This window comes from Citricoccus muralis (genome assembly GCF_029637705.1).
Taxonomy (GTDB): Bacteria; Actinomycetota; Actinomycetes; order Actinomycetales; family Micrococcaceae; genus CmP2.
The window spans coordinates 2,724,616-2,749,101 of record NZ_CP121252.1; the positions used below are offsets into that span (position 1 = coordinate 2,724,616).

The window sequence follows — 24,486 nt, forward strand, 5'->3', positions numbered from 1 at the left end:
GCTACTCGCGTGCGCCGACACCGACCACCCCTCGACAGCGCCGTGCCCTCTGACGACAATAAGTTCGTCGCGAGGAGGCACACCATGGCGAAGTCGTCACGCATCATCTACTCGGTCATCGCGTCCCTGGACGGCTATATGACGGATGCGGACGGCGACTTCTCGTGGGCGTTTCCGTCGGAGGAGGCGGTCGCCTCACTTACTACCGACCTCGCGGGCGTCAGCACGTTCCTGTACGGGCGGCGAATGTACGAAACGATGCGCGGGTGGGAGACCGACCCGACGTATGCCGAGGGTTCGCCCGCCTCGGCGGAGTTCGCCGCCGCGTGGACTGCGGCCGAGAAGGTCGTCTTCTCGCGAACACTCGATCGGGTCGACACGAGCCGAACGCGCCTGGAGCGCGCCCTGAGCCGAGAGCTCGTCGAGCGACTGCGTACGGAATCCGAGGGCGACCTGACGATTGAGGGGCCGACGCTTGCCGCCGACGCGTTTCGCCTGGGCCTCGTCGACGTCGTCGAGGTCATGCTCTGCCCGGTGATCATCGGCGGCGGCCTGCCCATCTTTCCCGACGGCGTGCGCCTCGACCTGACCCTGACCAACGAGAAGCGGTTCGAGAACGGCTTCGTGCAGCTGTCGTACGCACGCCGCGACTAAACCGGCCGCAGCCTCAGAACACGAGCCCGTGGCGCTCGACGAGCGGCATGGTCGCCTCGAAGTCGACCTCCGCACCGTATTCGGCCGCCAGGGCAGGAAGCGTCTCCGGCGAGTACTCGCCTCCCGGCTCGGCCAAGAGGCGGAACATCTGCTCGAGCCCGCCCGGCACGATGATCTCGAGAACGCGTAGCTCGTTGTCGCCGGCGTTCCAGAAGGTGTGCCAGCGCCCTCGAGGCTTCACGACGACGTCGCCCACTGTCGCTGTTGCCTCGACGCCCTCGTCGATGACGTCGCCGTCGCCTCGGCGGATGACGCGTGGACCCTTGTCGGTCTCCATGGCCCCCGATGGTACGCCCGGCTGGGCACCCTGTACAGGGCCAGAGGGCGGCACGGTAGCGTGCATCCATGCCTGAATTGAACGACGGAACGACCCTGCCCGATATCGGCTTCGGCACGTACCCGCTGCGCGGCGAGGAGGGAACGGCCGCGGTGCTGAGCGCCCTTTCGCTCGGCTACTGCCTCATCGACACGGCCGTGAACTACCGCAACGAAGATGCTGTGGGTCGCGCCATCGCAGAAACTCCCGTTCCGCGCGACGACATCATCGTCGCCACAAAGGTGCCGGGCCGCGATCACGGTTACGACGAGACGCTGCGCTCGTTCGACGGCTCGATGGGGCGGCTCGGGCTCGACGTTCTCGACCTGTACCTGATCCACTGGCCGAACCCGAACGTCGACAAGTACGTCGACGCGTGGCGCGCGATGGTGCGCCTGCGCGAGGAGGGCCGCGTGCGCTCGATCGGGGTCTCGAACTTCACCGCTGAGTACCTGACGCGCGTCGCCGAGGAGACCGGCGTCATGCCGTCGGTCAACCAGGTCGAGCTTCACCCGTTCTTCCCGCAGGAGGAGCTGCGCGCCTTCCACTCCGAGCACGGCGTCGTCACCGAGGCCTGGAGCCCGCTCGGCAAGGCTGCTCCCGTAAAGGAATCGGCACCGGTCGCGTCGGCGGCCGCGGCGCACGGGGTGACGCCCGCCCAGGTGATCTTGCGCTGGCACCAGCAGATCGGCTCGCTGCCGATCCCGAAGTCGGGCAACCCGGAGCGGCAGCGCGAGAACCTCGACCTCGGGGGCTTCACCCTGAGCGACGCCGAGGTGTCGGCGATCACCGCGCTCGGCCGGCCCGACGGGCGCCTGTTCGGTGGCGACCCGGAGACCCACGAAGAGATGTAGTTCACGAACTGGTGGAGCTAAGGGTGTGTGATCTCAACACATCGTTCACCCATGTCCTGAGACATCCTTCGCACCCCAACACCACCAAGACGAGCACCTAGAAGCCACAGAGATCCTTCACCTAAAGTCCTAAGACATCGTTCGTCCGGCAGGCAACAGCACAAGCCCCGCCCCTCAACGCCGGACAGCACGACACCGCGAGCACGATGGCACCCGACACGTAGATACACGCGCTCGCCCCCCTGGAACGCGGCAGACTAACGACACGGTGGGATTCATGAACCGATGCGGCTGCATCAAGCGCCGGCGAAAATATCGAGAACACTGTCCGCAACGAGAAAATCACCCAGCATCGACGTGCCCCGATACGTCCGTGTGAAAACACCCCGCTGACCTCATCTCTGCATCACCAGAAAATGTGCGGGACCAAAGAGAAGGTAGCCAGAAAACACGAATGTCCCGGATCATCGTTGCCGATGATCCGGGACTTCCGGTGGTGGAGGCAAGGGTGTGTGATCTCAACACATCGTTCACCCATGTCCTGAGACATCCTTCGCACCCCAGCACCACCAAGACGAGCACCTAGAAGCCACAGAGATACTTCACCTAATGTCCTAAGACATCGTTCGCCAGACAGGCAACAGCACAAGGCCCCAGCTTTCAATACCGGACAGCACGCCACCGCGAGCACAATGGCACGCGACACGTATATACACGCACTCGACCGCCCTGGTGGCGCGGCATACCAACGCCACCGGGGTTGCTGGAGCCGAAGCGGCCACGTCATGCGCCCGAGAAAATACGGAGCACACTGTCAGCGACGAGAATTCCGTACAGTACCTGCGTGTCCCGATAGGCCCGAGTGAAAGTACCTCGCAGCCATCACTTCTGCGTCCCAGCAAATGCGCGGGACCCACTGGAATGTCGCTAGAAAACACGAATGTCCTGGGACATCGTTTGCACGATGTCCCAGGACATTACATGGTGGAGCTAAGGGGAATCGAACCCCTGACCTTTTCATTGCGAACGAAACGCTCTACCAACTGAGCTATAGCCCCGCAGACGACCTATCACGACGTCGTCGTGCGTCCACTATACGCCCGTTATCGGATCGTGTTCCGGTGCAGGTATCGAGTGTTGCGCCGACTAGGTAGAATAGGTGGGTAGTCTTTCAATCCAGCCGCCGGGAGGGTGAGTCGACCTATGAGTCCATCCGCTGGGTACTGGCATGTCCCAGCTGAAACGGCTCCCCAGGAGCGCGTTTGGATCGCGTTCCCTCCGGCCCAGTCGGTCAACACCGCCACCTCCTGGCAACTCTCTTCCGCACGCCGCGCTTGGGCCCGCATCATTCACACCATCAACGATGAGCTCCCCGTCTCCCTGGTGGTGGATCCCGCCGACCGGGAGATCCTGCACACCTACGTGGACACGTCCATCCCGTACCTCACGGTGCCGATCAACAACGCCCAGCTGGGTCGGACCGGACCCACCTTCGGGCTCGGATTGGCGTCGAAGAACGGCCACCGCCGCCCAGTGGGCATGATCGACTGGACCTTCAACGGGTTCGGCCGGCGCACCGGCGTGGAGTACAAGCTCGACGACGTCGCCAACGGCACCCTGGCCGAACTGATGGGTGCGGGGAACGCTCCCCTGCCGCGCTCCATGTCCATGATGGTGAACGAGGGCGGCGCCTGGATCAGCGATGGCGACGGTACCGCGATCGCGTCCGCTGCCATTCTCACCGACCCGCGCCGCAACCCGGGCTGGTCCGCCGCCACCGTCGAGCGCGAGCTGAAGCGCCTCACCGACATCGAGAACATCATCTGGCTGCCCCGCGGGCTCACCCGCGGCAGCGCCAAGGGCATCGGCGGCCACGTGGACCAGCTGGTCACCTTCATCGAGCCCGGCGCGGTGTTACTGCACTGGCAGTCCGACCCGAGCCACCCGGACCACCAGATTTCCGTGGAGGCCGAGCGGCTGCTCAACCAGGCCCGCGACGCCAAGGGGCGCCGCATCGAGGTGGTCCGCGTGCCCGCTCCGCAGACGCATTCCGATGGCATCGGCCCGGTGGCGTGGTCCTACGTGGACCTGCGCCCGCTGAACTCGATGCTGCTCGCCCCGCGGTTTATTGACCCTCACGACGACGAGGCCTTCGAGATCCTCAGCGCCGTGTTCCCGGATCGCCAGCTGAACCCGGTGATCAGCCAGGAGCTCTACGACCGCGGCGCCTCCATCCGGGCGATCACTCTGCCCCATCCGCGCGCCGGCGCCTCCCGCCGCGCCCGCTAACCACGAGGTCCTGCGACTCCGGACGAGACCGCCTAGCTGTTACTTGCTTCAAGGTTCACCGCATGCTTCGGTTTTCGTCCTGTCAGAGCCTCTTCGATGCATGCCACCGCAGCATTGCCTACGTCGATCATCGACTGATCAGACTGTCCTGCGATGTGTGGAGTCACAACGAGCCCGCGAAGGTCAACGTCAATGCGCGAGTGCGGAAGCGGAGCGTTCATATTTACCGCTTCTCCTTCGATGACGTCCAAGCCAGCACTGAGTCGCTCACTTCTAATTTCGTTTTCTAGGGCAGCGTCGTCAATTAGGCCTCCGCGACTGGTGTTCACAAGGATCGCCCCATCCTTGAGCTTGGCCAAGGCATCTGCGTTGATCATGTGCCACGTTTCGGGCGTAAGAGGCACGTGAAGCGTGACGACATCGGAAGACTCAAGGAGATCGTCCAAATGAGTAAGCCGCACATCGTCCTCGACGATATCGGAGGCCACAAGAAATGGGTCAACGACAACGAGTGACATGCCAAAGCCGCGTGCAATGGTTGCGACCCGTTGACCGATCTGGCCATATCCAATAATGCCGATGGTCCTGCCATGTAATTGGCGACCGAGGAGCCGGGGCTTGGCAGAATGCCATTCGCCGTCCACAACGGCGCAGGATCCTTCGACGATTCGTCGTGCTGCGCTGAGCACGAGAGCGAAGACATGCTCAGCCACGGCGGCAGCGTTTGCACCCGGCGTCGTGGTCACCCAAATATTTCGCGCCGCTGCGGTCTCCAGGTCGACGTTGTCGAAGCCAACGCCATGCCGAGCGATGATACGCAATCTAGGCGCCGCATCGATCATGTCGGCGGTTATGTTCTCTGATCGAACTAGAGCAGCGTCAATCTCCGGGGCGACCTCGTGCCAAGACTTGGCCTCCTCGCCATAGGCACGGTACACAGTGTGCCTCGATTCGAGGTCGGCGTAAATCTCCGGAGCGATCGGATCGGTAATGTAGACCTTCGCCATAGTATTAGATAGTCCTTTCTGCAAGACTGGCTCATTCGAGCAGGGTGAAGTATGTGTCGGGCATTCGTATACGCGACGATGAGCACCAACGGTGGCACCAATCACGTACATGAACATCTCTTGCGTGTGGTGGACGACCCGATGCCTGAGTTCCGTGGCTACTCCACGGGACGGAATGCTCCGAGTTCGTAGTTTTTCGCAACCGCATCAAGAAGGGCGCTCTGCCGCCCATCAGCGCCGATCATGGATAGCAATTCACGGACCTCTTTGCCACGACGCTCCCGGTGGTCCGGGTGGGTTTGCACCATGCTGTTCATGATGGTGGTAAATCGTCCGGTGTCGAAGTCTTCGAAAACGCGCGTGTAGTCCGGTCCCATGTTGAACTCATCGGCAATGATTTGAGCCTCACAGGCGAGCACTTCGAGTCCTTTGGTCACGATGGAGCGCACCAGCTTAATACGGGCCGCTGCTCCGGCCTCTGCGCCTTCCATCTTGAGTTGCGACGCACCGCTCGCGTTGATCAACGCACCGGCTGCTTCAGATGGCGTGCCAGCGATCGCCAGAGGGGTTTTTAGCCCTCCAGCGGCGATGGCGCCGAGAATAGTGACGTCGACATAGCTACTGCCATGATCGTTGCACCATTCCGCAGTTGCTTTCTTACCGTCCGGACCGTTGGACGTGAAGTCGAGAATTTCTCGCGGTCCGACTTCGCCGTATTTTCCGAAAGCCGTGCGGATAACCTTATCGGCGATACCGCCACTGACAAAGACGAGAACAAGATCGCAATCCCTAAGCTCAGACGGGTCGGCTACGCGGTCGAATGGCTGCAGGTCTACTTCTGCGGGTTCATAGACCAATGGCCGCATTCCTATCTCATTCCACGGGATGCCACGCAACCAGGTACTGCCGACCATGCCGGCGCCAAGAATTCCAACAGTCGCCATGCTTCCTGCTTTCTCAGTTGTGCGTCAGAATTGAGGACTTAGCTTGGACGCGCTTGGCTCTCGATGACGAACGCCATTTGTTGATTATCGGGAACAGCAAGGTTCCAAGGATCAGGACGATGAGGACGACGCTGATCGGACGCGTAAGGAAGGAAAGCCAAATATTCTCGTCCCCGACAATCGTCATTGTCTGCCGGAATCCGCGTTCGGCAATCGGACCGAGGATCAGCCCAAGAATCACCGGCGCAGCGCTGATATTCAGGACGCGGAGTCCGTAGCCGATGAGACCAAACACCAACATCATGACGACATCAAACATTGAGTTGCGGATTGCATACGCCCCGAGCACCGACAGAGCAATGATTACAGCGACCAGAACAGCAACTGGCGCGTCAGCGACCTTGACGACATAGCGGGCGAGAAGCAATCCAACGATACCCATGAGGATTGTGCCGATCATGAAGCCAGCAATGATCGAATACGTCTCAACGGCATTACGAGTAAAGAGCTCGTGACCCGGCACTAGCCCCTTCATGATCAGTCCTCCGAGGAGGATTGCCGTCGCGGTACTGCCCGGAATCCCCAGAGTCAAGGTGGGGATGAGCGCGCCGCCAACAACTGCATTGTTGGATGATTCAGGTGCAGCAATTGCCGGATAGTGTCCCGTTCCGAACTTCTCCGGGGTTTTGCTCGCTCGCTTCGCTTCGTTATAAGCGATCCATGAAGCGATATCACCGCCGGCCCCGGGGAGGACGCCAACGCCTGTGCCGATGACTCCTGACTTGATAATGGTCGGACTGATGCGTATCCATTCTATGAAGCTGAGATTGGATTTTCGCAGACTCGTCTCCTGCTTGGGGATCTTCTTGGAGCTGTCATGCGGCTGACGCAATAGGACCACCAGTTGAGCAACCGCGAAGAGCCCAATCATGGCCGGGATCATCTGCACCCCGGATTGGAGCCCTTGAACGCCAAATGTCAGGCGCTGAGTGCCGACCATGTTGTCAATGCCAACAAAGCTTAAGGAAAGACCCAGTAGGGCAGCGATGATCCCCTTGAGTAGCGAGTTTCCAGCCAGGCCTCCGATAATAGTAAGCCCGAAGATCGCAACCCAAAAGTACTCTTGCGGGCCAAAGACCAACGAGATCCGTGACAGAAGAGGAGCAAATAGAACCAGCGCGATAGCGCTCAGTATTCCGCCCGCCATCGAAGAGACCGTGGCAATGATTATCGCCCGATACCCCAGACCTTGTTTAGTGAGCGGATACCCGTCGAGGCTCGCCGCCGCATTTGCGGGTGTACCTGGTGTATAGAGCAAGATTGCCGAGATCGATCCTCCGTACACGCCAGCGGTATATACCGTGACGAGCAGGATGATTCCGGGAATCGGTTCCATGAGGAACGTGACTGGAATAAGCAGGGCGATCGCCATTGTGGCCGAGAGACCGGGCAATGCTCCAATGACAACACCAATGACGGTGCCCAAGAGGATCGCGATCAAGCTGGCGGGTTGGAAAACTTCGCCGATGACATCAACGAACATGGACATAACCCCCTGCGGGTGTGTTTACTGACGTATTCACAACAGAACTCCTTCGGGGAGCGGAACGCTCAGTTGCATTGTGAATGTCAGGTAGATAATGGCGGTGAGAATGACCGGTACGCCGAGATAGAGGAGCACATTTCGAATACCCAAGGCCAACATGAGACCGGTTAGGAATGCCAAGGTCATTACGTAGAATCCGACAACCGGAATAAGTGCGACGTAGGCGATAGTGACGACAGCAAAGATAATTACCGGCTTGATAGGGCCTCTGGAGTCGGCGTCTGCCTCGTCGAAATCGCCAGCGATGGGCTCCTGATAGTCAGACTGGTCGCGTTCGATGACTTTGGCGTCCCTTGCGTCTCTTGTACCGACAACGAAGTTTCGGATCATCTCGATGACCCCGATGACGATGAGCACCCAAGCGATTGTGCGTGGAAAAAGGGCCGACAAGTTCGGAAGACCGGACACGCTGAAAAGTATGATCGTTCCGACAATCACCCCGGCGATTCCGATATAGCTAATTCTGTCCCTCATGGAGTCAGCTCCAGCCGAGGAGGTCCATGAGGCCTCTGATCTTCTCATCTTCTTCGATCATCAGCTGTTTGTAGTCATCAGGTCCGAGGTAATTGATCGCCAGTCCCTGCTCGCCCATCAACTCCTTGTGTTCTTCGGACTCGATTGCAGACTGGAAGGCGTCTACCAGCTTCTGGTGAATCTCTGCTGGCATGTCGCTAGGTGCGCCAATCCCACGTGAGGAACTGCTGTAGATGGGTCCGAAGCCAGCTTCTTCCAGGGTTGTCACGTCCGGCATGAACTCGGAACGTTCATCTGCCGCGACCGCGACAGTCTTCAGTTCGCCTTGATCATGGGCTTGAAAGGCTTCGCCAACGTTATTAATGAGAACGTCGATGTGCCCACCAAGGAATGATGCCATTCCTTCGGAGGCGCCTTCAGTGTGGACGATTTTGAACTTGGTACCAAGTTCCTGGTTCAATTGCAGCGCGGCGATATGATCATCACTTCCCACCCCAGTCGACGTCGTCGTCAGCTCGTTTTCCTGGGCGTATTCAATGAGGGACTCGAGGTCCGTGAACCTGTCCTCATTGGTACGGATTGAAATAGCACCTGGATCAGTGACTTGATTCGCGATCAAAGTGAAATCATCTGGAGTGTTGTCACGGCCGAGCTCAGGGTTGAGATATCCCGACTGCAGATTTGGAGTATTCAAGTATGTAAGGGTGTAACCATCCGGGTTCTCGGACAAGGCAGCTTCCCAGCCCACCCAACCGCCTGCTCCTGGCTGGTTAACGACCTGAAGCCGTGCGCCATCGCCGAGCTCGTCTTCAACCAACGGCATGAGCTGACGGGCACCGAGGTCGGTGCCACCTCCAGCAGCAAAGCCGACAATAACTTCAATAGGTTCCGACGGGAACGAGTCAGCGCTTTCGGGGTCGCTGTTTCCGCATGCTGTGAGAGTAAGTCCCAGTGTCGATATTCCTGCGATGACTGTGGCAAGTCGTGAGTTCTTCAAGATGTTCCTCCGGTTGTGTGTTGTTGATTTACCGATCAGATGTGGACCGCGCCGATGCGGCTCATCTGCTCTGCGACCCATGGACGGTTGAATTCACTCTTGGTAGTGATGTTCTCGATGATCGAGGCTTCTTTAGCCATGACCGCTTCAACTTCATTCGCGACCGCTTCGGCCTCAGCGACCGGGACAACTGCCAATCCGTCAACGTCGCCGACAATGATGTCGCCGGGATTGACGACGACACCACCGATGGCAACTGGGTAGTTGATCTCGCCTGGGCCGTTCTTGTACGGACCATTGGGATTGGTCCCCCGTGCATATACTGGGTAGGGGCAGGTGGTTTTGATGTAGTCGAGGTCTCGCACATAGCCGTCGACCACGACACCACCAATGTTCTTCGTGGCCATGTACTGAAGCATGAGTTCACCTGTGATCGCCCTTCGGCTACTCCCCTCCGCCGCAACGACGAGCACTTCCCCCGTAGAGAGCATGTCCATCGCGTGGTGTAGATACAGGTTGTCTCCTGTCGGAACTCGAATCGTAAATGCGGGGCCGCACAGACGATGCGAGTTGAGTGGGACGAGTCCAGCGTCGAATGAGTAGAGACGTTGCATCACATCGCCGATGTTGGCAACTGGCGCTTTGGCCAGTCGTTGCACGGTCTCTTCCTTCGCTGAAATCGTAGTGTTGACTCTTGTGCGGTTTCCGACTGTTCCCATAGTGTTCTCGCTTTCGCTTTTCGAGGTCATAGTTGAGTTGCCCGTGCTTACCTTGAGGTTCGGCGAGCTCAAAGATCTGTCCGAGACTTTGATGAGATTGTGGGAAGTCCCTGCCTACTAAACAGCGCATCCAACTCGGAGACGACGTTGTCTTCGAGGGGTATGCCCGTATTTAGTGCTCTCTCTAGAGCAAGCGACTCTCTCTCGCCAGGCAGGAAGACCTCGGTCCCAGAAGTTGCACGGCTGAGTTTGATCTGTGAAATGAGATCCGCAAGATTGTTGTCGAATTCATCGCGCCCAATGATCGTTTCAATGTCCAACGCGGAGACGCTGTGGCTGGTTCCGCTCGGCTGACCATTCAATTTGTACATGTCGCCAACGCCCTGTCCCCAGACGGATCCGCCCAGGACACCGGCCAGAACCTCTACAAGCATCGCCAGAGCCGATCCTTTGGGACCAGCGAAGGGAAGCACGGAGCCCGCGAGAGCTGCCGTCGGATCCGTGGTGGAGTTCCCATTGGAATCGACTGCCCAGCCTTCTGGAATCTCCTCACCGGCACGCTCGGCCATGATGATTTTGCCGCGTGCCACTACGCAAGTGGCCATATCGATGAGAATCGGGGGCCCCGCACTCGTGGGAATTGCGTACGCAAATGGACTGGTTCCAAAGACTGGTGTCGCTCCTCCGTATGGGGCCATGCGAGATGGACCATTGGTAGCTGCGTATCCAATAAGTCCTCGTTGAGATGCACGTTCGGCAATGTGGCCAGCCATCCCGAAATGATTGGACCTACGTACCACTGCAAACCCGATCCCGACAGCACGCGCTTTCTCTATTGCGGCGTCCATCGCGGCAAACGCAGTAGGTACTCCCAGACCGTTGTGACCATCGATCAGACACGTGCCCGGACTATCACGCAATATTTCGGGATGAGCATCGGGAACCATGACACCCGCCAAAATTGCCTTGGTGTAGATCGACATACGGCTGACACCGTGAGAGCTCAATCCACGTGCATCTGCGAGGACCAAGCTATGCGCTACGTCCTGTGCATCCTCCGGGGAAACGCCCGAGTGTTGCAGCGACAGTGCGCAAGATTTCGTCAAAGATTCTGCGTCTACGGTGGTGGTCATCGTATGGTCCCCTCTTCTTTCCGCGTGAGATGATTAGGTTTGAACATGACGATATGTGAGCTGAATCACTCTGGTCCAATGCAAAAATGACTGCCTTGCTATAACATCTTGGTTATGGAGGAAGTGAATTGAGCGACGCGTTGAGGTACCTTCAGACGATCGTCGAGCAAGGAAGTTTGACTCAAGCCGCAGCGACGCTCTTCATTAGCCAGCCGGCCCTTAGCCGATACATCTCTCGCCTTGAGGAGTCAGTCGGAGTGAAGCTAATCGATCGAAGTTCACAGCCCATAGTGCTGACGTCGGAAGGACATCGCTACAGCGACTACCTCCAGGCCTCAGAGAAGCTCCGTGCGTCGATGGAGGCTGATCTCAAAGGTATGGAACAGCTAAGTGGCGAGACAGTGAACCTCGGAGCCACCGCGTGGCGCACACTTACTTTGATCCCCCAAGTTCTGTCGGAAATTCTCGAAGTTTGGCCCGGACTGCGAATCGACATCCATGGCATGTCAAATTCGGACCTGTTGGCAGGAGTACGTTCCAAGAAGCTCGATCTCGCCGTCATGTATACCGGCCGCATCGGCATCGGCGTACACTTCAGCAAAATTGCCGACGAGCGGGTGCTAATCGTCGGGAAGGCCGTCAGTAAAATTTTGGCCGGTCGAGAGCGCGGATCAACTATCTCAGCCATCCAGCTCAAGAATTTTCTGCAAAGTGAACGACTGATCCTCATGCATCAAGATCACAATATCGGTGCGGTCAGCCGTGATTTTCTAACCAGGTTGGGAGTCAGGCCCCGTCGAGTGATGAACATCAATAACGTCGTGCCCATGATCGATCTCGCCACCTCTGGCATCGGAGTGACTTTTGCCCCAGAATCATTAGCCAGTCGACCTGAATACGCCGACGTACCTTTTATTCGTATTCAGCATGTCGACCTAGTGCAGGAAATCGGCCTGGCTTGGCCTGCAGATCAAGAGCCGAAGGGGGCAGTCAAAGATCTGGCAGACATGCTCACCAAGGAGATCATTCGCGGAATTCAGGACAACTGACCCTCAGTGCTGAACAAAGTTCGTTGTGGTCAGCTGGGCTTACCCTGAATTAGTGGACATCTGAGCAAGGTGGCGGCTGTGGCTGTTACCAGGAAGGTGTCACGATGAGAACCATGACGAGTAAACGCCGGAGCTTTACCCCGGAATTCAAAAGAGAAGCCGCTCGATTGGTGATCGATACCGATCGCAGCATCCGAGCTGTCGCCGAAGAGATCGGCGTTGGAGAACAGTCACTTGGCCGGTGGGTGAAGATCGAGCGCGAGTCTCGCCAGCCAACGAAACGACGCACCGTCGAGGAGCTTGAAGCTGAGAACGCGAGGCTAACGAAGGAACTCTACGAGGCCAGAAAGGACAATGAGTTCCTGGGAAAAGCCGCGAGCTTCTTCGCGCAGAAGCGTCAGGACCGGAACGGTTTGAACTGATGCACGTGGAGAAGCACAATCACCAAATCAAGCGCATGGCGCGATTATTAGGAGTCTCCGCCTCGGGCTATTACGCCTGGGTCGGTCGCGAAGGTCGTCCTCCCGGGCCGCGTGCGGCACGTCAACGACAGATCGACGCGAAGGTTCGCGACGTTCATGCCGAGTCTGGTCACGTGTATGGAGCGCCTCGGATCAGTGCTCAACTCGGCCGAGAAGGGATCAACGTCAATCGGAAAACGGTGGCTGCGTCGATGCGTCGTCAGGGGTTGGAAGGGATCAGCCTGGCGCATAGCGTTAGATGAAAGCGCTGGTCTGGGTACCTGGAAGCGTTGTTCTGGGTATGTGGTAGCACTGTGGTCTGCTGAGGAGTAGCGGCGTCGTCCGGCGCTGCTTTCTCTTCTAGATTCATGGAAGCAGGCCTTCATCGTGGTTGATTACAAGAAGATCATGTCTCTGTTGCTGGAGTCGCGGTCTTATCGAGATATCGCTGAGTCCTTAGGATGTTCTCAACGAGACGTCGCTAAAGCCCGTGCGGTGATCAAGGAGCACGGCCTCACAGGTGATCAAGTAGCTGTCATGACCGTAGAACGGGTAGAGGAACTCTTCCCCGATCGGCGCCGACGAGTTGCAGGTGAGTATCTAGCGCCGGAATTCGGCCCGGTCGTGGCATCGATGCGATCAAACCGTCACTTCACTTTGCTCCAGGGGTGGAGAACTTATCTCGGTGTGGCCTCCGAACTGCGGAAATACTCGTATTCTCAGTACTGCCACCTCTTCAGCGATTACGCGGCAAGAAACGATCTTGTAGCCACTTTGCACCATGAACCGGGGCGGGCGGTATTCATCGATTGGGCCGGTGACACCCTCCAGGTCTGCGACGCGGTCACCGGTGAAATCACCAAGGTCTACTTGTTCGTCGCGGTGTTGCCGTACTCAGGGTTGGTGTACTGCACGGGGTGCACTGATATGCGTATGAACGCGTGGTTGAGCGCTCACAAGGCAGCTTTCGAGTATTTCGGTGGGGTGCCCCAGATTGTGGTCCCTGATAACGCGCCCACTGCTACTCACCGCCCTACCAAAGGTGAGTCTGCTCGGGTCGTGAATCCGAAGTACCAGCAGTTAGCTGATCACTACGCAACGGCGATCGTGCCTGCCAGGGTGCGCAAGCCTCGAGACAAAGCCGCCGTAGAATCTGCCGTTCAGGTGATCAACAAGCGAGTCATCGGATATCTCTGCGAAGACGTCTTCACGACCGTTACCGAGCTCAACACCGCGATCGCTGTTCGGATGAGGGAAATCAATGAAGAGATCCGCCGGGCTGATGGGACCACCAGGGCCGAACGATTCATGGCAGAAGAGGCATCTGCTTTGGGAGGCTTGCCTGTTGAGGGGTTTGAAGATGTTGAATACCGGCAGGTCAAAGTGGGACGGAATTATCATGTGACCTGCGATTATCAGCACTACTCAGTGCCTCACCGACTCGCAGGTCAATTGCTGCGAGCACGACTGACGGATCAACAGGTCAGTATCTTCGATGGCGATGCCATCGTTGCAGAGCACCGACGAAAACACGGCCGCCGGGGCCAGTACTCCACTGATTCCGCGCATGTACCCCTCCAGCACCAAGACGTCGCTGGCTTGTGGTCTCGTGATTGGTTTATCCGTCGGGCGGCCGCGTTTGGGCCGGCTACCGTGGAGATCATCACCGCGGTTTTAGACCGCCATAAGATCGAGGCTCAGGGGTATCTGGAGTGCCAGAACATTCTCGAGTCCCTGGGCAAGCGCGATAAGCAACGCCTCGAGGCTGCGTGCACGCAGTTAGCCAACCTGGGTGGGTATGCCAGCTATTCCGGACTCAAGCGACTCATGGCTGCCATTGATTCTGATACGAAAACATCTCGGCCACACAGGCCAGCAGCTGCCACCGTGAAGCCCGAGGCGGCTGTCACTGATCTCGATCCAGCGCAGATCTACGTGCGTGGAGCTGACTATTACCAGCAGGGACGGTGAACAGTGCCATGACCACGACACCGGCGAGCCCTGCCTTGATGAATTCAGTGTTCAGCACGGCGGACAAAGAGAAGTTTCGCACTTTGCGGATCACGCATCTGGCTGCGAAATTCGAAGAACTCATCATCGATGAGAGCAACGACCACCTGACCCCGGAGCAAGTATTCCTGGCTGCCGTTGATGACGCTTTAGACCAGCGAAGAGTGAAGAACATTCAGAAACTGCTCCTGGCTGCTCAGCTACCGATCATGCGGGCCTCGATCGCGGAGATCCATTATCAAGAAGGACGGAACATTACCCCAGCCAGGATGGCCCGCTACGCCGGACATGACTGGGCCAATGAGACCGCTAACTTGTTGATTACCTCGCCCACAGGAGGAGGAAAGACCTATATTGCCTGTGCGATTGCCGTAGCGGCATGTCACAACGAGCATAAGGTCTTCTACACCCGTATGGACGAGCTCGCTCGTCGTCTCGTGATCGCTCGAGGCGATGGCATCGCTCATCAGGCCTTGTTGAACCGGTTATCTGATGCGGATCTACTCATCATCGACGATTTCCTGACCGTCGGTATTGACCCTGAAGCCGCGAACGATCTTTTCGCGATACTGGCAAACCGAGAACACCGGGCAGCGACCATGATCGCTTCTCAAACCGGGCCCGCGTACTGGGCTTCAGCTCTCCCTGACAGAATCGCTGCGGATAGTATCGTCAATCGACTGGCGAATAATGCCCGCACGATAAACCTTGGCGACATTGATATGCGGCGCCACCAAGGTGAACAGACACGAGCGGCCCCTGGCTACTGGGAGTAGAAAAACTCGAGAAACCGACGACCGGGAAGCACCATAGAGGTGCTTCCCGGTCGTCAGAACTCCGCTACCACTTACCCAGACCAGCGCTTTCATCTAAGGCTATGCGCCACAGCCCACGAAGTTCTCCCCGGTGACCACGATCGCTGGAGTACGCCCGCATCGCATTCCAGATCGGGTGAAGCGCACCTGGGATCAAGGCGAACTGGACAAGGTCTGGATCAGTGATGTGACGTATCTACGTACCGGGGAAGGATGGCTGTATCTGTGCCTGGTCACCGATGCCCATAGCCGGCGCGTGCTGGGCTGGTCGATGTCGAGGGTGCAGAACTCCGAGCTGATTGAATCCGCGCTGCGAAGAGCGTGCTTGGTCCGGCAGAATCACAAGCCTGATGGCCTGGTATTTCACGCGGATCGAGGGGCCCAGTACACCAGTGAAGACACGTACAAAGTCTGTTGGGATTTGGGCTTGGCTCAGTCAGTCGGCCGGACCGGGGTTTGCTTCGATAATGCGATGGCAGAGAGCGTGTTCTCCAAATTGAAAACCGAGTTCTATGACCGTCGTGTCTGGGCTACCCGGGCTGAAGCTCGTGCTGGGGTCGTTCATTGGATTGAGCAGGTTTACAACCGTCGGCGACTGCATTCGGCCCTCGGGATGCTCCCGCCGGTGGAATACGAACATTCCCTTAGGGAACAGCAGTCAGCCGGTGAGATAGAAAGACTTCAGGCAACGGCCTGATGAACTAAGAACATGTCCACAACTTGCGGGCAAGCCCACAGCGGCGTATTGGCATAATCACATTTGATATGTGGAGCAAGACCGAAGATCACGCCCACGAGCTATACCGGGCCTCCCGCCGCGCCCGCTAATTGCGCCCCACCACCGCGGAGCGGATGGCGGTGACCTATTCGGTGGGGCCGACGGCTTTTTCGAGTAAGGCGGCACCGATCATCGCGGCGAAGGTGACCCGCGGATCCTCGCCGCTCGGTTCGGCGTCGTCGTGATTCACCCCTGCAGCCTCGCAAAACTGGGCGTACAACGACTCCACGCCCTGCGCGTAGGTCGCACGCGGCTCCGCTTCGGGCACGGAATGACTGGCCGGAGCGGCAATCGCCAAGATTGGGCAGGTGTACCGGGCCGGGCGCGAGCTTAGATAGTGCTCCGCCAGCGCATACACTGACGGGGTCCTCGCCACCACGGTGGACCACGACCGGGCGGCGTCGTCGAAAGTGTAGGCAAATGCCTCGCTGCGGTGGGCTTCCTTTGACTCGAATTGCTTGTAGAAGGCACCCACGGTGAGTACCGCCTCCGCCATAACATCGGCGATCGAGACGTTCTCCACCCCGCGCTCACGGAACAGGCGCGACGCCGTGGCCACCACGCGCTCCCGGTTCTCCGCGGCTCGGGCCTGACTCACCCGCCCCATCAGGACTCCTGCTGCGCTGTCTGACGGGGGATGCTCGGGACGGTCGGGCCGACGAAACACCACCAGCTTCGCGGCAAGGTTCTGGCACACCTCGTCGTGCTGGTTCAGGGTCAGCGCGGCGGTATGCCAGCCGCTGGCAGCGAGGCCGCCGAAGAAGGTGTCCTTCGCCGCGATCGGATCCAGATGGAAGGGCTACGGGTCGGAGTCGTCCGCGACGTCGACGATCTGATCGGCGTCGAGCGCATGGGCTCCGCTTTCGAAGCGATCCCCTAGGGAGAGATCGTCGAGGTAGAGCAAGGTGGTCGTGGTCATCGCAGAATCCTTCGCCAGCGGGCGGCATCACGCCGTCGTTGGCACCCACCGCAGCTTCATTAGATGATGTTCACCATCTATTGGCTCGATTCGAGATCCCCTGCTACTGAGGAGCACAACATGGCCGCCGAGTTGTTGGCCGCATTCGGCTAGAGTGATCGGTTTTCTCGTCGCGACGGTGTCACGTGAAGTCGAGTTCACTGTCCTCTGTGCCGGAAACTCGGAAGATGCGGTCCTCCAAGGACGTCCAGTTCCCTATCGCATCGAGTTCGGTGGCAAGCACATGCAGTTCCGCTTGATCCTGCCCGTCGTAGGTCCTGATGCCTTGCACCAAGGTGCCGGGCATCAGGTTGAAGATGCCCATGCAGAAAGCCCTCGCTGTTCCGGTGGCACGAACAGGAACCAGCACCGATGCGGGACTGATGCGGCCCCCGTGTTGGCGTGCCACCGCACGAAGCGCGACGTCAACCCCGCCGGAGACGATCTGACCGATCACCCACCCGGCCAGCCGCAGAGCAGCGAGCAACCTTCCGGGCACGCCCCTCCACCGACCCGTCTGCGGCGGGGACAGCATCAGGCTCGCCCCCACGACCAGCGGCACCGCGATCAGCGCGTACCCCAGGTAGGACGAGCCGCCCTCGATGAGCACCCACCATAAGACGAGCAGCACGAGCCCGCGAACCAGGGCGGCACGCACCCACGAAAACATTCGATTCCTCTTCGATGTTGACGAGGTCATCAGGATGTTCCTTCCGTGAACAGCATGAGCACCGTGAGCACGATCAGCACCGCAATCAGTGCCGCACCGCTGTTGCTCCACTTCGCTGCCGCAGTCTCGGCCCGGGCGACCTGCGCCACAGTCCGAGTCCCGCCAATGCCCAGGTTAATAGCCACGTCCGAAACGCTGTCGCGGAGGGTTCCGATGCGTTCGGTGATGAACCGAGCGCCCATGGCGAGTCGGTGTGTGCCGGCTTCAATCGGGATCACCAGGTCGCCGGGTTTCATGATGGTTTCCAGGTGCGCACTGAGTCGCGGCAACCATCGCGGCACCACGTACCAGGCGAGTGCGCCGATACCGAGGCCGATCAGCATCGGCCAGGTGGCATCCCACAGAGTGACCGGTTCCAGGCCCGGCACCGAGTCCAGAGGCACCCAGCGATCGGTGAGAATCCAGGGCACACTGGCACTGAGCGCCACGAGCAGTAACCACGCGGGCAGGGCCGGATCATCCTTCGGATGGCGCGGCTCGCGCTCCGTGGCGAGCAAGATCCACGCCAGTCGCACCAGCAGCACGGTAGACCCAGTGGCGACGAAGGGCAGCAGGTCTGCCACCTGAACACCCCAGATCTCAGTGCTCTCGATGGCTTCCTTCGCCGCGTACTTACCCACGGCACCCGAACTCAGCGGCGCGCCGACCACTACGAGGCCTGCCACCGCCATACCCGCAATCACCAGGTGGCGACGCAGCCCGGTCGCGTGATGCTTCCATACGGGCACCCCGATGAACAGGGCGCCCTTGGCCAGTCCGTGGTGCACGGCGTAGATGACGGCGGCTGTGATGCAGGCCCCGGCCAGCTCGGGTGCGACCAATGCGGTGCCCACCAGCACGCTCAGGAAACCCATCTGGGAGATGGTTGAGTAGGCCAGGACCACCTTGGGGTCGCGCTGCACCACGCCCAGAACGACGGCGGCGAAGGCGCCAAACAGCGCGAGGACGATGACGGCTGCGCCCACAGCGGGCATCGCAGCCTCCCCTAGGGGCAGCAGCCGCAGCATGCCGACCAGCCCGGCTTTGACCATAGCGCCGGAGAGCACGGCACTGGCCGGCGGGGGTGCCGCCGGATGAGCCAGCGGCAGCCACATGTGCAGCCCGACGAGTCCGGCCTTGATGCCGAAGCCCAGGATGAGCAGCACCACGATCACGGCCCGGTGCGGAGACTCTGCCACGGCCGCCGGGGCGTCAACAACGAGATAGCCACCGGCCTGGGCGGTGAAGACGACCCCGGCGAGGACCGCCATCTCGCTGATCACCGCGAGCACCAGATAGATCCGGGTCGCGCGAAACGCCTCCGCGGTCCGCTCGTGTACCACCAGGCCCACTGCCGCCAGGCTCATCAGCGAGAAACTGGCGTAGAGCATCACCACATCCTGGGCCAGATACACCCCGGCGTTGCCCACGAAGCAGACGAGCAAGTAAGCCACCAGCTCCGGGGCGCGATGGTCGTAGCGCCAGGTGACCGCCCAGATCGCGGCGGCGTAGAGCAGCACCGCCACCATAGTGAGCGCCCGCGAGACCACATCGAACCCCACGGTGATGCCCATCATCAGCCAGTTGGCGTGCAGCGGTTCCGCGGGCGCGAGGAGGGTCAGCAGCGCGGCCGGCAATAGGCTGAGTGGCGCCAGGCTCAGGTGCCGCTGGGCAATCACCCGGATGCGCGGAGTGCGCGCCCGGTGCGTGCCGGCGAGCACCGCGGCGACGAGCAGCGGGGCGAGCACGGAGACGATCCACAAAGTCAGCATCATTGATACACCCTGTCTGCCAGATACTCGGCGACCTCCAGGGGCGAGTACGGGACGCCGGCGAACAGACCCACCAAGAGCACAAATCCAGCCGTGGCCAGTGCGGGGGTGAGCAGCCAAGGCGGGGCTTCCAGTACCGGATGTCGGCGTTCCTGAACGGGACCATCCGGGACCGGGGTCGGCTCACGGAACCACATTCGCACTACCGGCGGCAAGAAGTAGGCGGCGTTGAGCAGCGCGCTGGTGATCAGCACCGCGACCACCCAGGAGGATTCCGCCTCGACCGCGCCCACCCCGAGATGCCATTTGGTGATGAATCCGGCCGTCGGGGGCACCCCGATCATGCTCAGCGCGCCCACGGTGAACGCCGCCGCGGTGAGCGGCATCCGCCGCCCCAGGCCGTCGAGCTGGCTGACCTTCTTGATCCCCCAGACCTCCGCGATCAGGCCGGCGCAGAAGAACAAGGTGATCTTCGACAGGCCCTGGTGGATCAAGTGCACTAGTCCGCCTGTGGTGGCGGTCACGCTCAGCAAGGTCAGCCCCAGGGCGATGTAACTCACCTGGCTTACGGTCGAATAGGCCAGTCGCTTCTTCAGATCATCCTGAAGCAGCGCGCGTACGGAACCGTACAGGACAGTCACTGCCGCGACGATCAGCAACGGGGTCAGCACGCCCAGCTCCGAGGCGACTTCCACCCCGTAGAGATCATCGATCACCCGGATGAGTCCGAATGCGCCGGCCTTGACCACGGCCACGGCGTGTAACAGGGCGCTGACCGGGGCTGGGGCCACCATGGCGCGCGGGAGCCAGCCGTGCAGGGGAAACAGGGCGGCCTTCACACCGAGCCCGGCGACCAGCAGACCGAAGATGGCGGCTGCGGTGCCAGGTCGCTCGGCAGCCAGTTCGGCGACGGCCTGGGCCCCGCCCACGCTGAACTCGACCGGACCGATGAGCATGGTCAGCCACACCACCCCGACGAGCATCACCAGTCCCCCGCTGAGTGCGTAGAACAGGTACCCTCGGGCTGCTTTCAGCGCCGCGCGAGTGCCGTAGTGGGCCACGAGCGGATAGGTCACGAGGGTGAGCATCTCGTAGAAGAGCAGAAACGTGAGCAGATTCCCGGCAAAGCCGATCCCCACCGTGGCGGTCACGCAGAGGGCGAAGAACCCGAAGAACCGGCGCCGGTTGGGCTGGCCGTGCAGGTAGGAGACCGCGTAGATGGTGGTGACCAGCCAGAGCAGGGCCGAGAGCAGCGTGAACAATAGCGAGAGCGAGTCGACGCGCAACACCAGATCGATCCCGGGCACGAACTCGAAACGGACCTCCGGGGCGATGTCGGCGTCCATGATGAACGGCACCAGGGCCGCCATCAGCACCAGCTTCACGGCGGCGGCGCTCACGTTGAGGGTAATCCGGGCCCGGGAGGCGTGCTCCGGCATCATGAAGATGATCAGGGCGGGCACCGCGGAGAGGATCAATAGCACCAGCGGGACGAGCGTCAACAGCGTGGTCATCCGGCGCCCACCCCCGCCACGGCGAGCTGAGCCATCGGCGCGCCGAGGAAGCCGGTGGCGATCGCGGCTGCCCCGAGCGAGAACGGCACCCAGCGCTGCAGGGCTGGCCGGGAACTGGGTTCCACGCGCAACGATTCGTCATAGATGTCGGCGGAGCGCAGCAGTGCGGCGATCGGGCGCAGCAGGTACCCAGCCGCCAGCAGGGTGCCAAGCAGCAGCACCGCCACGATCCACCAGACGCCCTGGTCCATGGCGGTGGTCAGGTATCCCCACTTCGCGGTGAAGCCCAAGGAAACAGGCAGCCCGATGAGGCTCACCGCAGCCATGATCATCCCCGCGACCAGCACACCCTGGGTACGTGCAGCTCCGACGAACCCGTCCACGTGGTCGGTGCCGGTGCCGAGCATCAGGGCGCCGGCCACCAAAAACAGCGCGGCTTTGGCTAAGCCGTGGGCCAGGGCCATGGTGATCACGGCGGCGAGCATGGCCCTGACCTGCTCGTCGGGCTCGGCGGACTGCAGCAGCGGGAAGGCGAGGAAGAGGTAGCCCATCTGCGAGATGGTCGAGTAGGCGGCAATGCGCTTGAGATGCTTCTCGGTCAGCGCCATCAGGCTGCCCCACACCACCGAGATTGCCCCCAGAATCCCGAGCGCCAGCCCGATAACGGGATCGGCGGGGACAACCTCCAGCCACAGTCGCAACAACAGGTAGAAAGCACCCTTGACCACCAGCGCCGACATTAACGGGCTGACCGCGGCCGGAGCACCGGCGTGGGCCGGAGGGAGCCAGGCGTGCATCGGCACCACTGCGGCTTTGAGCCCCATTCCGACCACCGCCAACACCAGGGCCAGCCGGGCGGTCGGCGCATCGAGACGCTGCCCGGCTAGGGTCATGTCCAGAGTGCCGGTCTGGGCGTAGATCACCGCGATCGCCACCAGCAGCAGCATGGAACCGATCACCGCGACCACCAGATAGCGCAGCGCAGCACGCAGCGCGCCCCCGCTGCCGAGGGCCACCAGCCCGACGGCGGCGAGGCTGAGCACCTCCAGGGCGACGTAGGCGTTGAACAGATCCTGGGCGAGGAACACCGCGTTCAGCCCGGACCAGCACAGCAGCGACAGCGGCCAGAATCCATTGCGGTCCCCGGTGGTCCGCTCGTCGGTGCTGGCCACCAGCAGCGTAGCCAGACCGACGACGCCGGCGAGCGCGATGAACGCCACTGCCATGCCGTCGGCGCGCAGGACGATGCCCAACGGCGGCGCCCAGCCAGCCATCTGATGCTCCAGCGGACCCGACGAGGCCACGGTGACCGCGAGCGCGAGCGAGATCAGCACGCTCAGCGCGGCAGTGATGACGCCGGGCAGCACCTGGCGGTGACGTGACAGGCACACGCACACCACAGCGCCGAGCACCGGCAGCAGCACCACCGCCGGCAACAGTGCGGAAGCACCCGGGATATCAGTCATCGGCTCTCCTGCTCTCCGGTATCCGCAGCGCCCTCAGTGTCCTCAGTCTCCTCGGCATCGTCGAGGTCGGTCAGTTCCTCCTCGTGCACTGCGCGCAGCAGCACGAGACCCACTCCAGTGAACGCCACGGTGATCACGATCCCGGTCAGGGCCAGCGCCTGGGGTACCGGGTCCGGGGCCTCGCTGCGCACGGCGAGCCCGACCAGGATCATCAGAGTGCCTCCGCCGGTGATGTTCAGTGCGATCAGCCGAGACAGCGGCTCCTCCACGGTGAGCAGACGGATCACGGCGATCCCCGTCAGCAGAGCTCCCAGCCACAAGGTCAGCTCACTCATGATCGGCGTCCTCGGGCCGAGGCCAGGAATACCACGGCGAGGCTGGCGCCGATGCTCACCGCGAGCAGCGTCTCGAGCACCACGGTGACCACACCGGCACCCTCACCGCGCAGCATCAGCCACGACTCGCCGACCACCAGCCCGCCCACGGCCACGGCCACGAAGCCGAGCACTCCGACCACCAGCAGCGCCGTCAGCCCGGTTCCGGGGGCGATGGCGCGGGTACGCGAAGCGTGCATCAGGATCAGCACGGCTGCTCCAGCGGCGCCGGCTTGGAACGCGCCGCCGGGCTGGGAGGAGCCGGCGAACAGCACCCAGGCCGCCAGCAACAGCGCCACCGGGGCGACCAGGCGCACGAAGAGCCAGAGCAGTGGTGCGGCGTCGTCGTCAGGTTGAGAGGCTCCAGCATCACCACTGTCCGAGGTGACGGGCTGAGGGTTCGAGGCGGTCCCGGACGAGCGGACGAAGGCCAGTGCCACCACCACGGCGACCAACAGCACCACCATCTCCATCAGGGTGTCGAAGGAGCGGAGGTTCAGCAGCACCCCGGTGATGCCGTGCTCCACCCCGGTGGCCGGCAGCGCCCGCTCCACCTCGGCACCGAGCCCCGGTTCCGCGGCAGGCGATGCTGTCTCAGACGCCGGCACGATGCGCGCCAGCGCAACCCCGAGCCCGGCTCCCAGGCCTGTCCCGAGCGTCAGGCCGAGCAGACCCCGACCGTTCACCCAGCGTCGCCCAGGGGTCTCGGGCAGCAGGGTGGCCACCCAGCCGAAGAGTGCCCCCGTCACTCCGGTGCCGATCACCGCCTCCGCCAGGGCCACATCGGGAACCCCGATCATCGCCCAGTAGCCGCTCAGCAGTACGCCGAAAACCAGAAACAGCACCACGGCGGTCATCCGTCGCGGAGCGTAGAGGGCGAGCACGGCCGCAACGAGCACGACGGCGGCCAACACCACGTGCACGGCGTTCACGTCACTGGGCGGAATCACGCGTCGTCGTCCCGTGAGAGCAGGGTGGCCGCAGTGGCGGCGGTGGCCAACGCGAGCAACCAGACCAGCAAGACCTTCAGCGCCGACGCCACCGTATCCATTTGAACCATCACGGCCAGGGCTGCGAACCCCAACCCCAAGGAGTCGGCCTTGGTGAGCGCGTGCAGGCGGGATCGCAGGTCCGGGAATCGCAGCAGACCCACGGTTCCTGCAGTGAAAAATACGGCCGCGCCCAGAGCAGACAGCACGGTTACCGCATCGGCGAGCACACTCATGAAACGGACCGTCGCTGTTTTTCGGCGGCCAAGCGCACCACAACGACCACGGCGGCCAGGGCTACCAGGCCCAGAGCGATGTCGCGCAGCGCCGGCTGGTCTGTCAGCACCGAGCCGACCAGCATGACCCCTGCTCCGGTCGTGCCGGCGAAGAGCACACCGGTGAGGCGATCGCGCCCGGTGGGTCCGCGGACCACACGCACCAAACTGATCAGCACGTTGACCGTGAGCAGAATGAGGAGCCCGGTGAGGGTCATCTCGACAATCATGGCTCTCCTGTGAGGACGCAGGTGAACACGGCA

The 24,486-nt window shown here is 61.2% G+C and carries 25 protein-coding genes, 1 tRNA gene and 1 pseudogene; 9 read left to right on the top strand and 18 right to left on the bottom strand.

Features of this window, described 5'->3' with window-relative positions:
• Positions 1-84: 84 nt before the first annotated feature.
• Positions 85-654 (top strand): dihydrofolate reductase family protein, encoded by a 570-nt coding sequence (locus P8192_RS12495; protein WP_278157348.1) that lies wholly within the window; start codon positions 85-87, stop codon positions 652-654.
• A 13-nt stretch (positions 655-667) separates the two neighbouring features.
• Here the strand turns inward: P8192_RS12495 and P8192_RS12500 are convergent, their stop codons facing one another.
• A complete protein-coding gene (locus P8192_RS12500; RefSeq protein WP_278157349.1) occupies positions 668-991 on the bottom strand; it encodes a cupin domain-containing protein in 324 nt (107 codons plus the stop codon).
• Between the two features lie 68 nt (positions 992-1,059).
• On the opposite strand from P8192_RS12500, the gene P8192_RS12505 reads away from it, so the two are divergent.
• Positions 1,060-1,884, top strand: coding sequence for an aldo/keto reductase (locus P8192_RS12505; protein ID WP_278157350.1), 825 nt, complete (start codon positions 1,060-1,062; stop codon positions 1,882-1,884).
• Positions 1,885-2,866: 982 nt separating this feature from the next.
• Here P8192_RS12505 and P8192_RS12510 read toward each other — a convergent pair.
• Positions 2,867-2,942: transfer RNA gene (locus tag P8192_RS12510), tRNA-Ala, on the bottom strand.
• Positions 2,943-3,087: 145 nt separating this feature from the next.
• Here P8192_RS12510 and P8192_RS12515 point away from each other — a divergent pair.
• Positions 3,088-4,173: an agmatine deiminase family protein gene (locus P8192_RS12515; RefSeq protein WP_278157351.1), complete on the top strand. Its 1,086-nt coding sequence runs from the start codon at positions 3,088-3,090 to the stop codon at positions 4,171-4,173.
• Between the two features lie 32 nt (positions 4,174-4,205).
• Here P8192_RS12515 and P8192_RS12520 read toward each other — a convergent pair whose 3' ends face one another.
• From P8192_RS12520 to P8192_RS12550, 7 genes are all read right to left on the bottom strand, one after another.
• Positions 4,206-5,180 (bottom strand): NAD(P)-dependent oxidoreductase, encoded by a 975-nt coding sequence (locus P8192_RS12520; RefSeq protein WP_278157352.1) that lies wholly within the window; start codon positions 5,178-5,180, stop codon positions 4,206-4,208.
• A 158-nt stretch (positions 5,181-5,338) separates the two neighbouring features.
• Entirely contained in the window at positions 5,339-6,124 is a 786-nt protein-coding gene (locus P8192_RS12525) for a hypothetical protein (protein ID WP_278157353.1), read from the bottom strand.
• Between the two features lie 13 nt (positions 6,125-6,137).
• The gene (locus tag P8192_RS12530; RefSeq protein ID WP_278157354.1) at positions 6,138-7,667 is read right to left on the bottom strand and encodes a tripartite tricarboxylate transporter permease; all 1,530 of its coding nucleotides are present in this window, start codon (positions 7,665-7,667) and stop codon (positions 6,138-6,140) included.
• A 36-nt stretch (positions 7,668-7,703) separates the two neighbouring features.
• Positions 7,704-8,204: a tripartite tricarboxylate transporter TctB family protein gene (locus tag P8192_RS12535; protein ID WP_278157355.1), complete on the bottom strand. Its 501-nt coding sequence runs from the start codon at positions 8,202-8,204 to the stop codon at positions 7,704-7,706.
• Positions 8,205-8,208: 4 nt separating this feature from the next.
• Complete coding sequence (locus P8192_RS12540) at positions 8,209-9,201, bottom strand: tripartite tricarboxylate transporter substrate binding protein (protein WP_278157356.1); 993 nt, start codon at positions 9,199-9,201, stop codon at positions 8,209-8,211.
• 35 nt (positions 9,202-9,236) lie between these two features.
• The gene (locus P8192_RS12545) at positions 9,237-9,950 is read right to left on the bottom strand and encodes a methyltransferase (protein ID WP_347403410.1); all 714 of its coding nucleotides are present in this window, start codon (positions 9,948-9,950) and stop codon (positions 9,237-9,239) included.
• 38 nt (positions 9,951-9,988) lie between these two features.
• Positions 9,989-11,053, bottom strand: a complete 1,065-nt coding sequence (locus P8192_RS12550; RefSeq protein WP_278157357.1) for an Ldh family oxidoreductase — start codon at positions 11,051-11,053, stop codon at positions 9,989-9,991.
• Positions 11,054-11,181: 128 nt separating this feature from the next.
• Here P8192_RS12550 and P8192_RS12555 point away from each other — a divergent pair, with 128 nt between their 5' ends.
• The 6 genes and pseudogenes from P8192_RS12555 to P8192_RS12580 form a co-directional block, all read left to right on the top strand.
• Positions 11,182-12,102, top strand: a complete 921-nt coding sequence (locus P8192_RS12555) for a LysR family transcriptional regulator (RefSeq protein WP_278157358.1) — start codon at positions 11,182-11,184, stop codon at positions 12,100-12,102.
• Between the two features lie 113 nt (positions 12,103-12,215).
• Positions 12,216-12,524 (top strand): transposase, encoded by a 309-nt coding sequence (locus P8192_RS12560; RefSeq protein WP_278157359.1) that lies wholly within the window; start codon positions 12,216-12,218, stop codon positions 12,522-12,524.
• Positions 12,525-12,529: 5 nt separating this feature from the next.
• Entirely contained in the window at positions 12,530-12,826 is a 297-nt protein-coding gene (locus P8192_RS12565) for an IS3 family transposase (RefSeq protein ID WP_278157360.1), read from the top strand.
• 124 nt (positions 12,827-12,950) lie between these two features.
• Positions 12,951-14,534 (top strand): IS21 family transposase, encoded by a 1,584-nt coding sequence (istA, locus tag P8192_RS12570; RefSeq protein WP_278157361.1) that lies wholly within the window; start codon positions 12,951-12,953, stop codon positions 14,532-14,534.
• An 8-nt stretch (positions 14,535-14,542) separates the two neighbouring features.
• The gene (locus P8192_RS12575) at positions 14,543-15,349 is read left to right on the top strand and encodes an ATP-binding protein (protein ID WP_278157362.1); all 807 of its coding nucleotides are present in this window, start codon (positions 14,543-14,545) and stop codon (positions 15,347-15,349) included.
• Positions 15,350-15,461: 112 nt separating this feature from the next.
• Positions 15,462-16,085: pseudogene (locus P8192_RS12580) on the top strand (IS3 family transposase); the annotation flags it as partial.
• A gap of 166 nt (positions 16,086-16,251) precedes the next feature.
• On the opposite strand, the gene P8192_RS12585 reads toward P8192_RS12580, so the two are convergent.
• The 9 genes from P8192_RS12585 to P8192_RS12625 all read right to left on the bottom strand — a co-directional run bounded on the left by P8192_RS12585 (position 16,252) and on the right by P8192_RS12625 (position 24,453).
• The gene (locus P8192_RS12585; protein WP_278157363.1) at positions 16,252-16,773 is read right to left on the bottom strand and encodes a TetR/AcrR family transcriptional regulator; all 522 of its coding nucleotides are present in this window, start codon (positions 16,771-16,773) and stop codon (positions 16,252-16,254) included.
• A gap of 493 nt (positions 16,774-17,266) precedes the next feature.
• Entirely contained in the window at positions 17,267-17,794 is a 528-nt protein-coding gene (locus P8192_RS12590; protein ID WP_278157364.1) for a Na+/H+ antiporter subunit E, read from the bottom strand.
• A gap of 29 nt (positions 17,795-17,823) precedes the next feature.
• Entirely contained in the window at positions 17,824-19,608 is a 1,785-nt protein-coding gene (locus P8192_RS12595) for a proton-conducting transporter membrane subunit (RefSeq protein ID WP_278157365.1), read from the bottom strand.
• Entirely contained in the window at positions 19,605-21,119 is a 1,515-nt protein-coding gene (locus P8192_RS12600; protein ID WP_278157366.1) for a proton-conducting transporter membrane subunit, read from the bottom strand. The genes P8192_RS12595 and P8192_RS12600 overlap by 4 nt, the downstream gene beginning before the upstream one ends.
• Entirely contained in the window at positions 21,116-22,585 is a 1,470-nt protein-coding gene (locus tag P8192_RS12605; RefSeq protein WP_278157367.1) for a complex I subunit 5 family protein, read from the bottom strand. The genes P8192_RS12600 and P8192_RS12605 overlap by 4 nt, the downstream gene beginning before the upstream one ends.
• Positions 22,582-22,920 (bottom strand): NADH-quinone oxidoreductase subunit K, encoded by a 339-nt coding sequence (locus P8192_RS12610; protein WP_278157368.1) that lies wholly within the window; start codon positions 22,918-22,920, stop codon positions 22,582-22,584. Before P8192_RS12610 ends, P8192_RS12605 begins: the two co-directional genes overlap by 4 nt.
• On the bottom strand, positions 22,917-23,909 hold the full coding sequence (locus tag P8192_RS12615; protein WP_278157369.1) for a DUF4040 domain-containing protein: 993 nt from the start codon (positions 23,907-23,909) through the stop codon (positions 22,917-22,919). The genes P8192_RS12610 and P8192_RS12615 overlap by 4 nt, the downstream gene beginning before the upstream one ends.
• A complete protein-coding gene (locus P8192_RS12620) occupies positions 23,906-24,184 on the bottom strand; it encodes a cation:proton antiporter (RefSeq protein ID WP_278157370.1) in 279 nt (92 codons plus the stop codon). The genes P8192_RS12615 and P8192_RS12620 overlap by 4 nt, the downstream gene beginning before the upstream one ends.
• Positions 24,181-24,453 (bottom strand): hypothetical protein, encoded by a 273-nt coding sequence (locus P8192_RS12625; RefSeq protein ID WP_278157371.1) that lies wholly within the window; start codon positions 24,451-24,453, stop codon positions 24,181-24,183. The genes P8192_RS12620 and P8192_RS12625 overlap by 4 nt, the downstream gene beginning before the upstream one ends.
• Positions 24,454-24,486 lie beyond the last annotated feature (33 nt).

What these genes read in the sequence shown, in the direction of transcription:
- P8192_RS12515 (WP_278157351.1), top strand. Translation starts at nt 3,088, where the DNA reads ATGAGTCCATCCGCTGGGTACTGGCATGTCCCAGCTGAAACGGCTCCC.
- P8192_RS12605 (WP_278157367.1), bottom strand. Translation starts at nt 22,585, where the DNA reads ATGACTGATATCCCGGGTGCTTCCGCACTGTTGCCGGCGGTGGTGCTG.
- P8192_RS12500 (WP_278157349.1), bottom strand. Translation starts at nt 991, where the DNA reads ATGGAGACCGACAAGGGTCCACGCGTCATCCGCCGAGGCGACGGCGAC.
- P8192_RS12595 (WP_278157365.1), bottom strand. Translation starts at nt 19,608, where the DNA reads ATGATGCTGACTTTGTGGATCGTCTCCGTGCTCGCCCCGCTGCTCGTC.
- P8192_RS12620 (WP_278157370.1), bottom strand. Translation starts at nt 24,184, where the DNA reads ATGAGTGTGCTCGCCGATGCGGTAACCGTGCTGTCTGCTCTGGGCGCG.
- P8192_RS12625 (WP_278157371.1), bottom strand. Translation starts at nt 24,453, where the DNA reads ATGATTGTCGAGATGACCCTCACCGGGCTCCTCATTCTGCTCACGGTC.
- P8192_RS12505 (WP_278157350.1), top strand. Translation starts at nt 1,060, where the DNA reads ATGCCTGAATTGAACGACGGAACGACCCTGCCCGATATCGGCTTCGGC.
- P8192_RS12525 (WP_278157353.1), bottom strand. Translation starts at nt 6,124, where the DNA reads ATGGCGACTGTTGGAATTCTTGGCGCCGGCATGGTCGGCAGTACCTGG.
- P8192_RS12585 (WP_278157363.1), bottom strand. Translation starts at nt 16,773, where the DNA reads ATGGGGCGGGTGAGTCAGGCCCGAGCCGCGGAGAACCGGGAGCGCGTG.
- P8192_RS12590 (WP_278157364.1), bottom strand. Translation starts at nt 17,794, where the DNA reads ATGTTTTCGTGGGTGCGTGCCGCCCTGGTTCGCGGGCTCGTGCTGCTC.
- P8192_RS12530 (WP_278157354.1), bottom strand. Translation starts at nt 7,667, where the DNA reads ATGTTCGTTGATGTCATCGGCGAAGTTTTCCAACCCGCCAGCTTGATC.
- P8192_RS12610 (WP_278157368.1), bottom strand. Translation starts at nt 22,920, where the DNA reads ATGAGTGAGCTGACCTTGTGGCTGGGAGCTCTGCTGACGGGGATCGCC.
- P8192_RS12600 (WP_278157366.1), bottom strand. Translation starts at nt 21,119, where the DNA reads ATGACCACGCTGTTGACGCTCGTCCCGCTGGTGCTATTGATCCTCTCC.
- P8192_RS12560 (WP_278157359.1), top strand. Translation starts at nt 12,216, where the DNA reads ATGACGAGTAAACGCCGGAGCTTTACCCCGGAATTCAAAAGAGAAGCC.
- P8192_RS12575 (WP_278157362.1), top strand. Translation starts at nt 14,543, where the DNA reads ATGACCACGACACCGGCGAGCCCTGCCTTGATGAATTCAGTGTTCAGC.
- P8192_RS12535 (WP_278157355.1), bottom strand. Translation starts at nt 8,204, where the DNA reads ATGAGGGACAGAATTAGCTATATCGGAATCGCCGGGGTGATTGTCGGA.
- P8192_RS12550 (WP_278157357.1), bottom strand. Translation starts at nt 11,053, where the DNA reads ATGACCACCACCGTAGACGCAGAATCTTTGACGAAATCTTGCGCACTG.
- P8192_RS12495 (WP_278157348.1), top strand. Translation starts at nt 85, where the DNA reads ATGGCGAAGTCGTCACGCATCATCTACTCGGTCATCGCGTCCCTGGAC.
- P8192_RS12520 (WP_278157352.1), bottom strand. Translation starts at nt 5,180, where the DNA reads ATGGCGAAGGTCTACATTACCGATCCGATCGCTCCGGAGATTTACGCC.
- P8192_RS12545 (WP_347403410.1), bottom strand. Translation starts at nt 9,950, where the DNA reads ATGACCTCGAAAAGCGAAAGCGAGAACACTATGGGAACAGTCGGAAAC.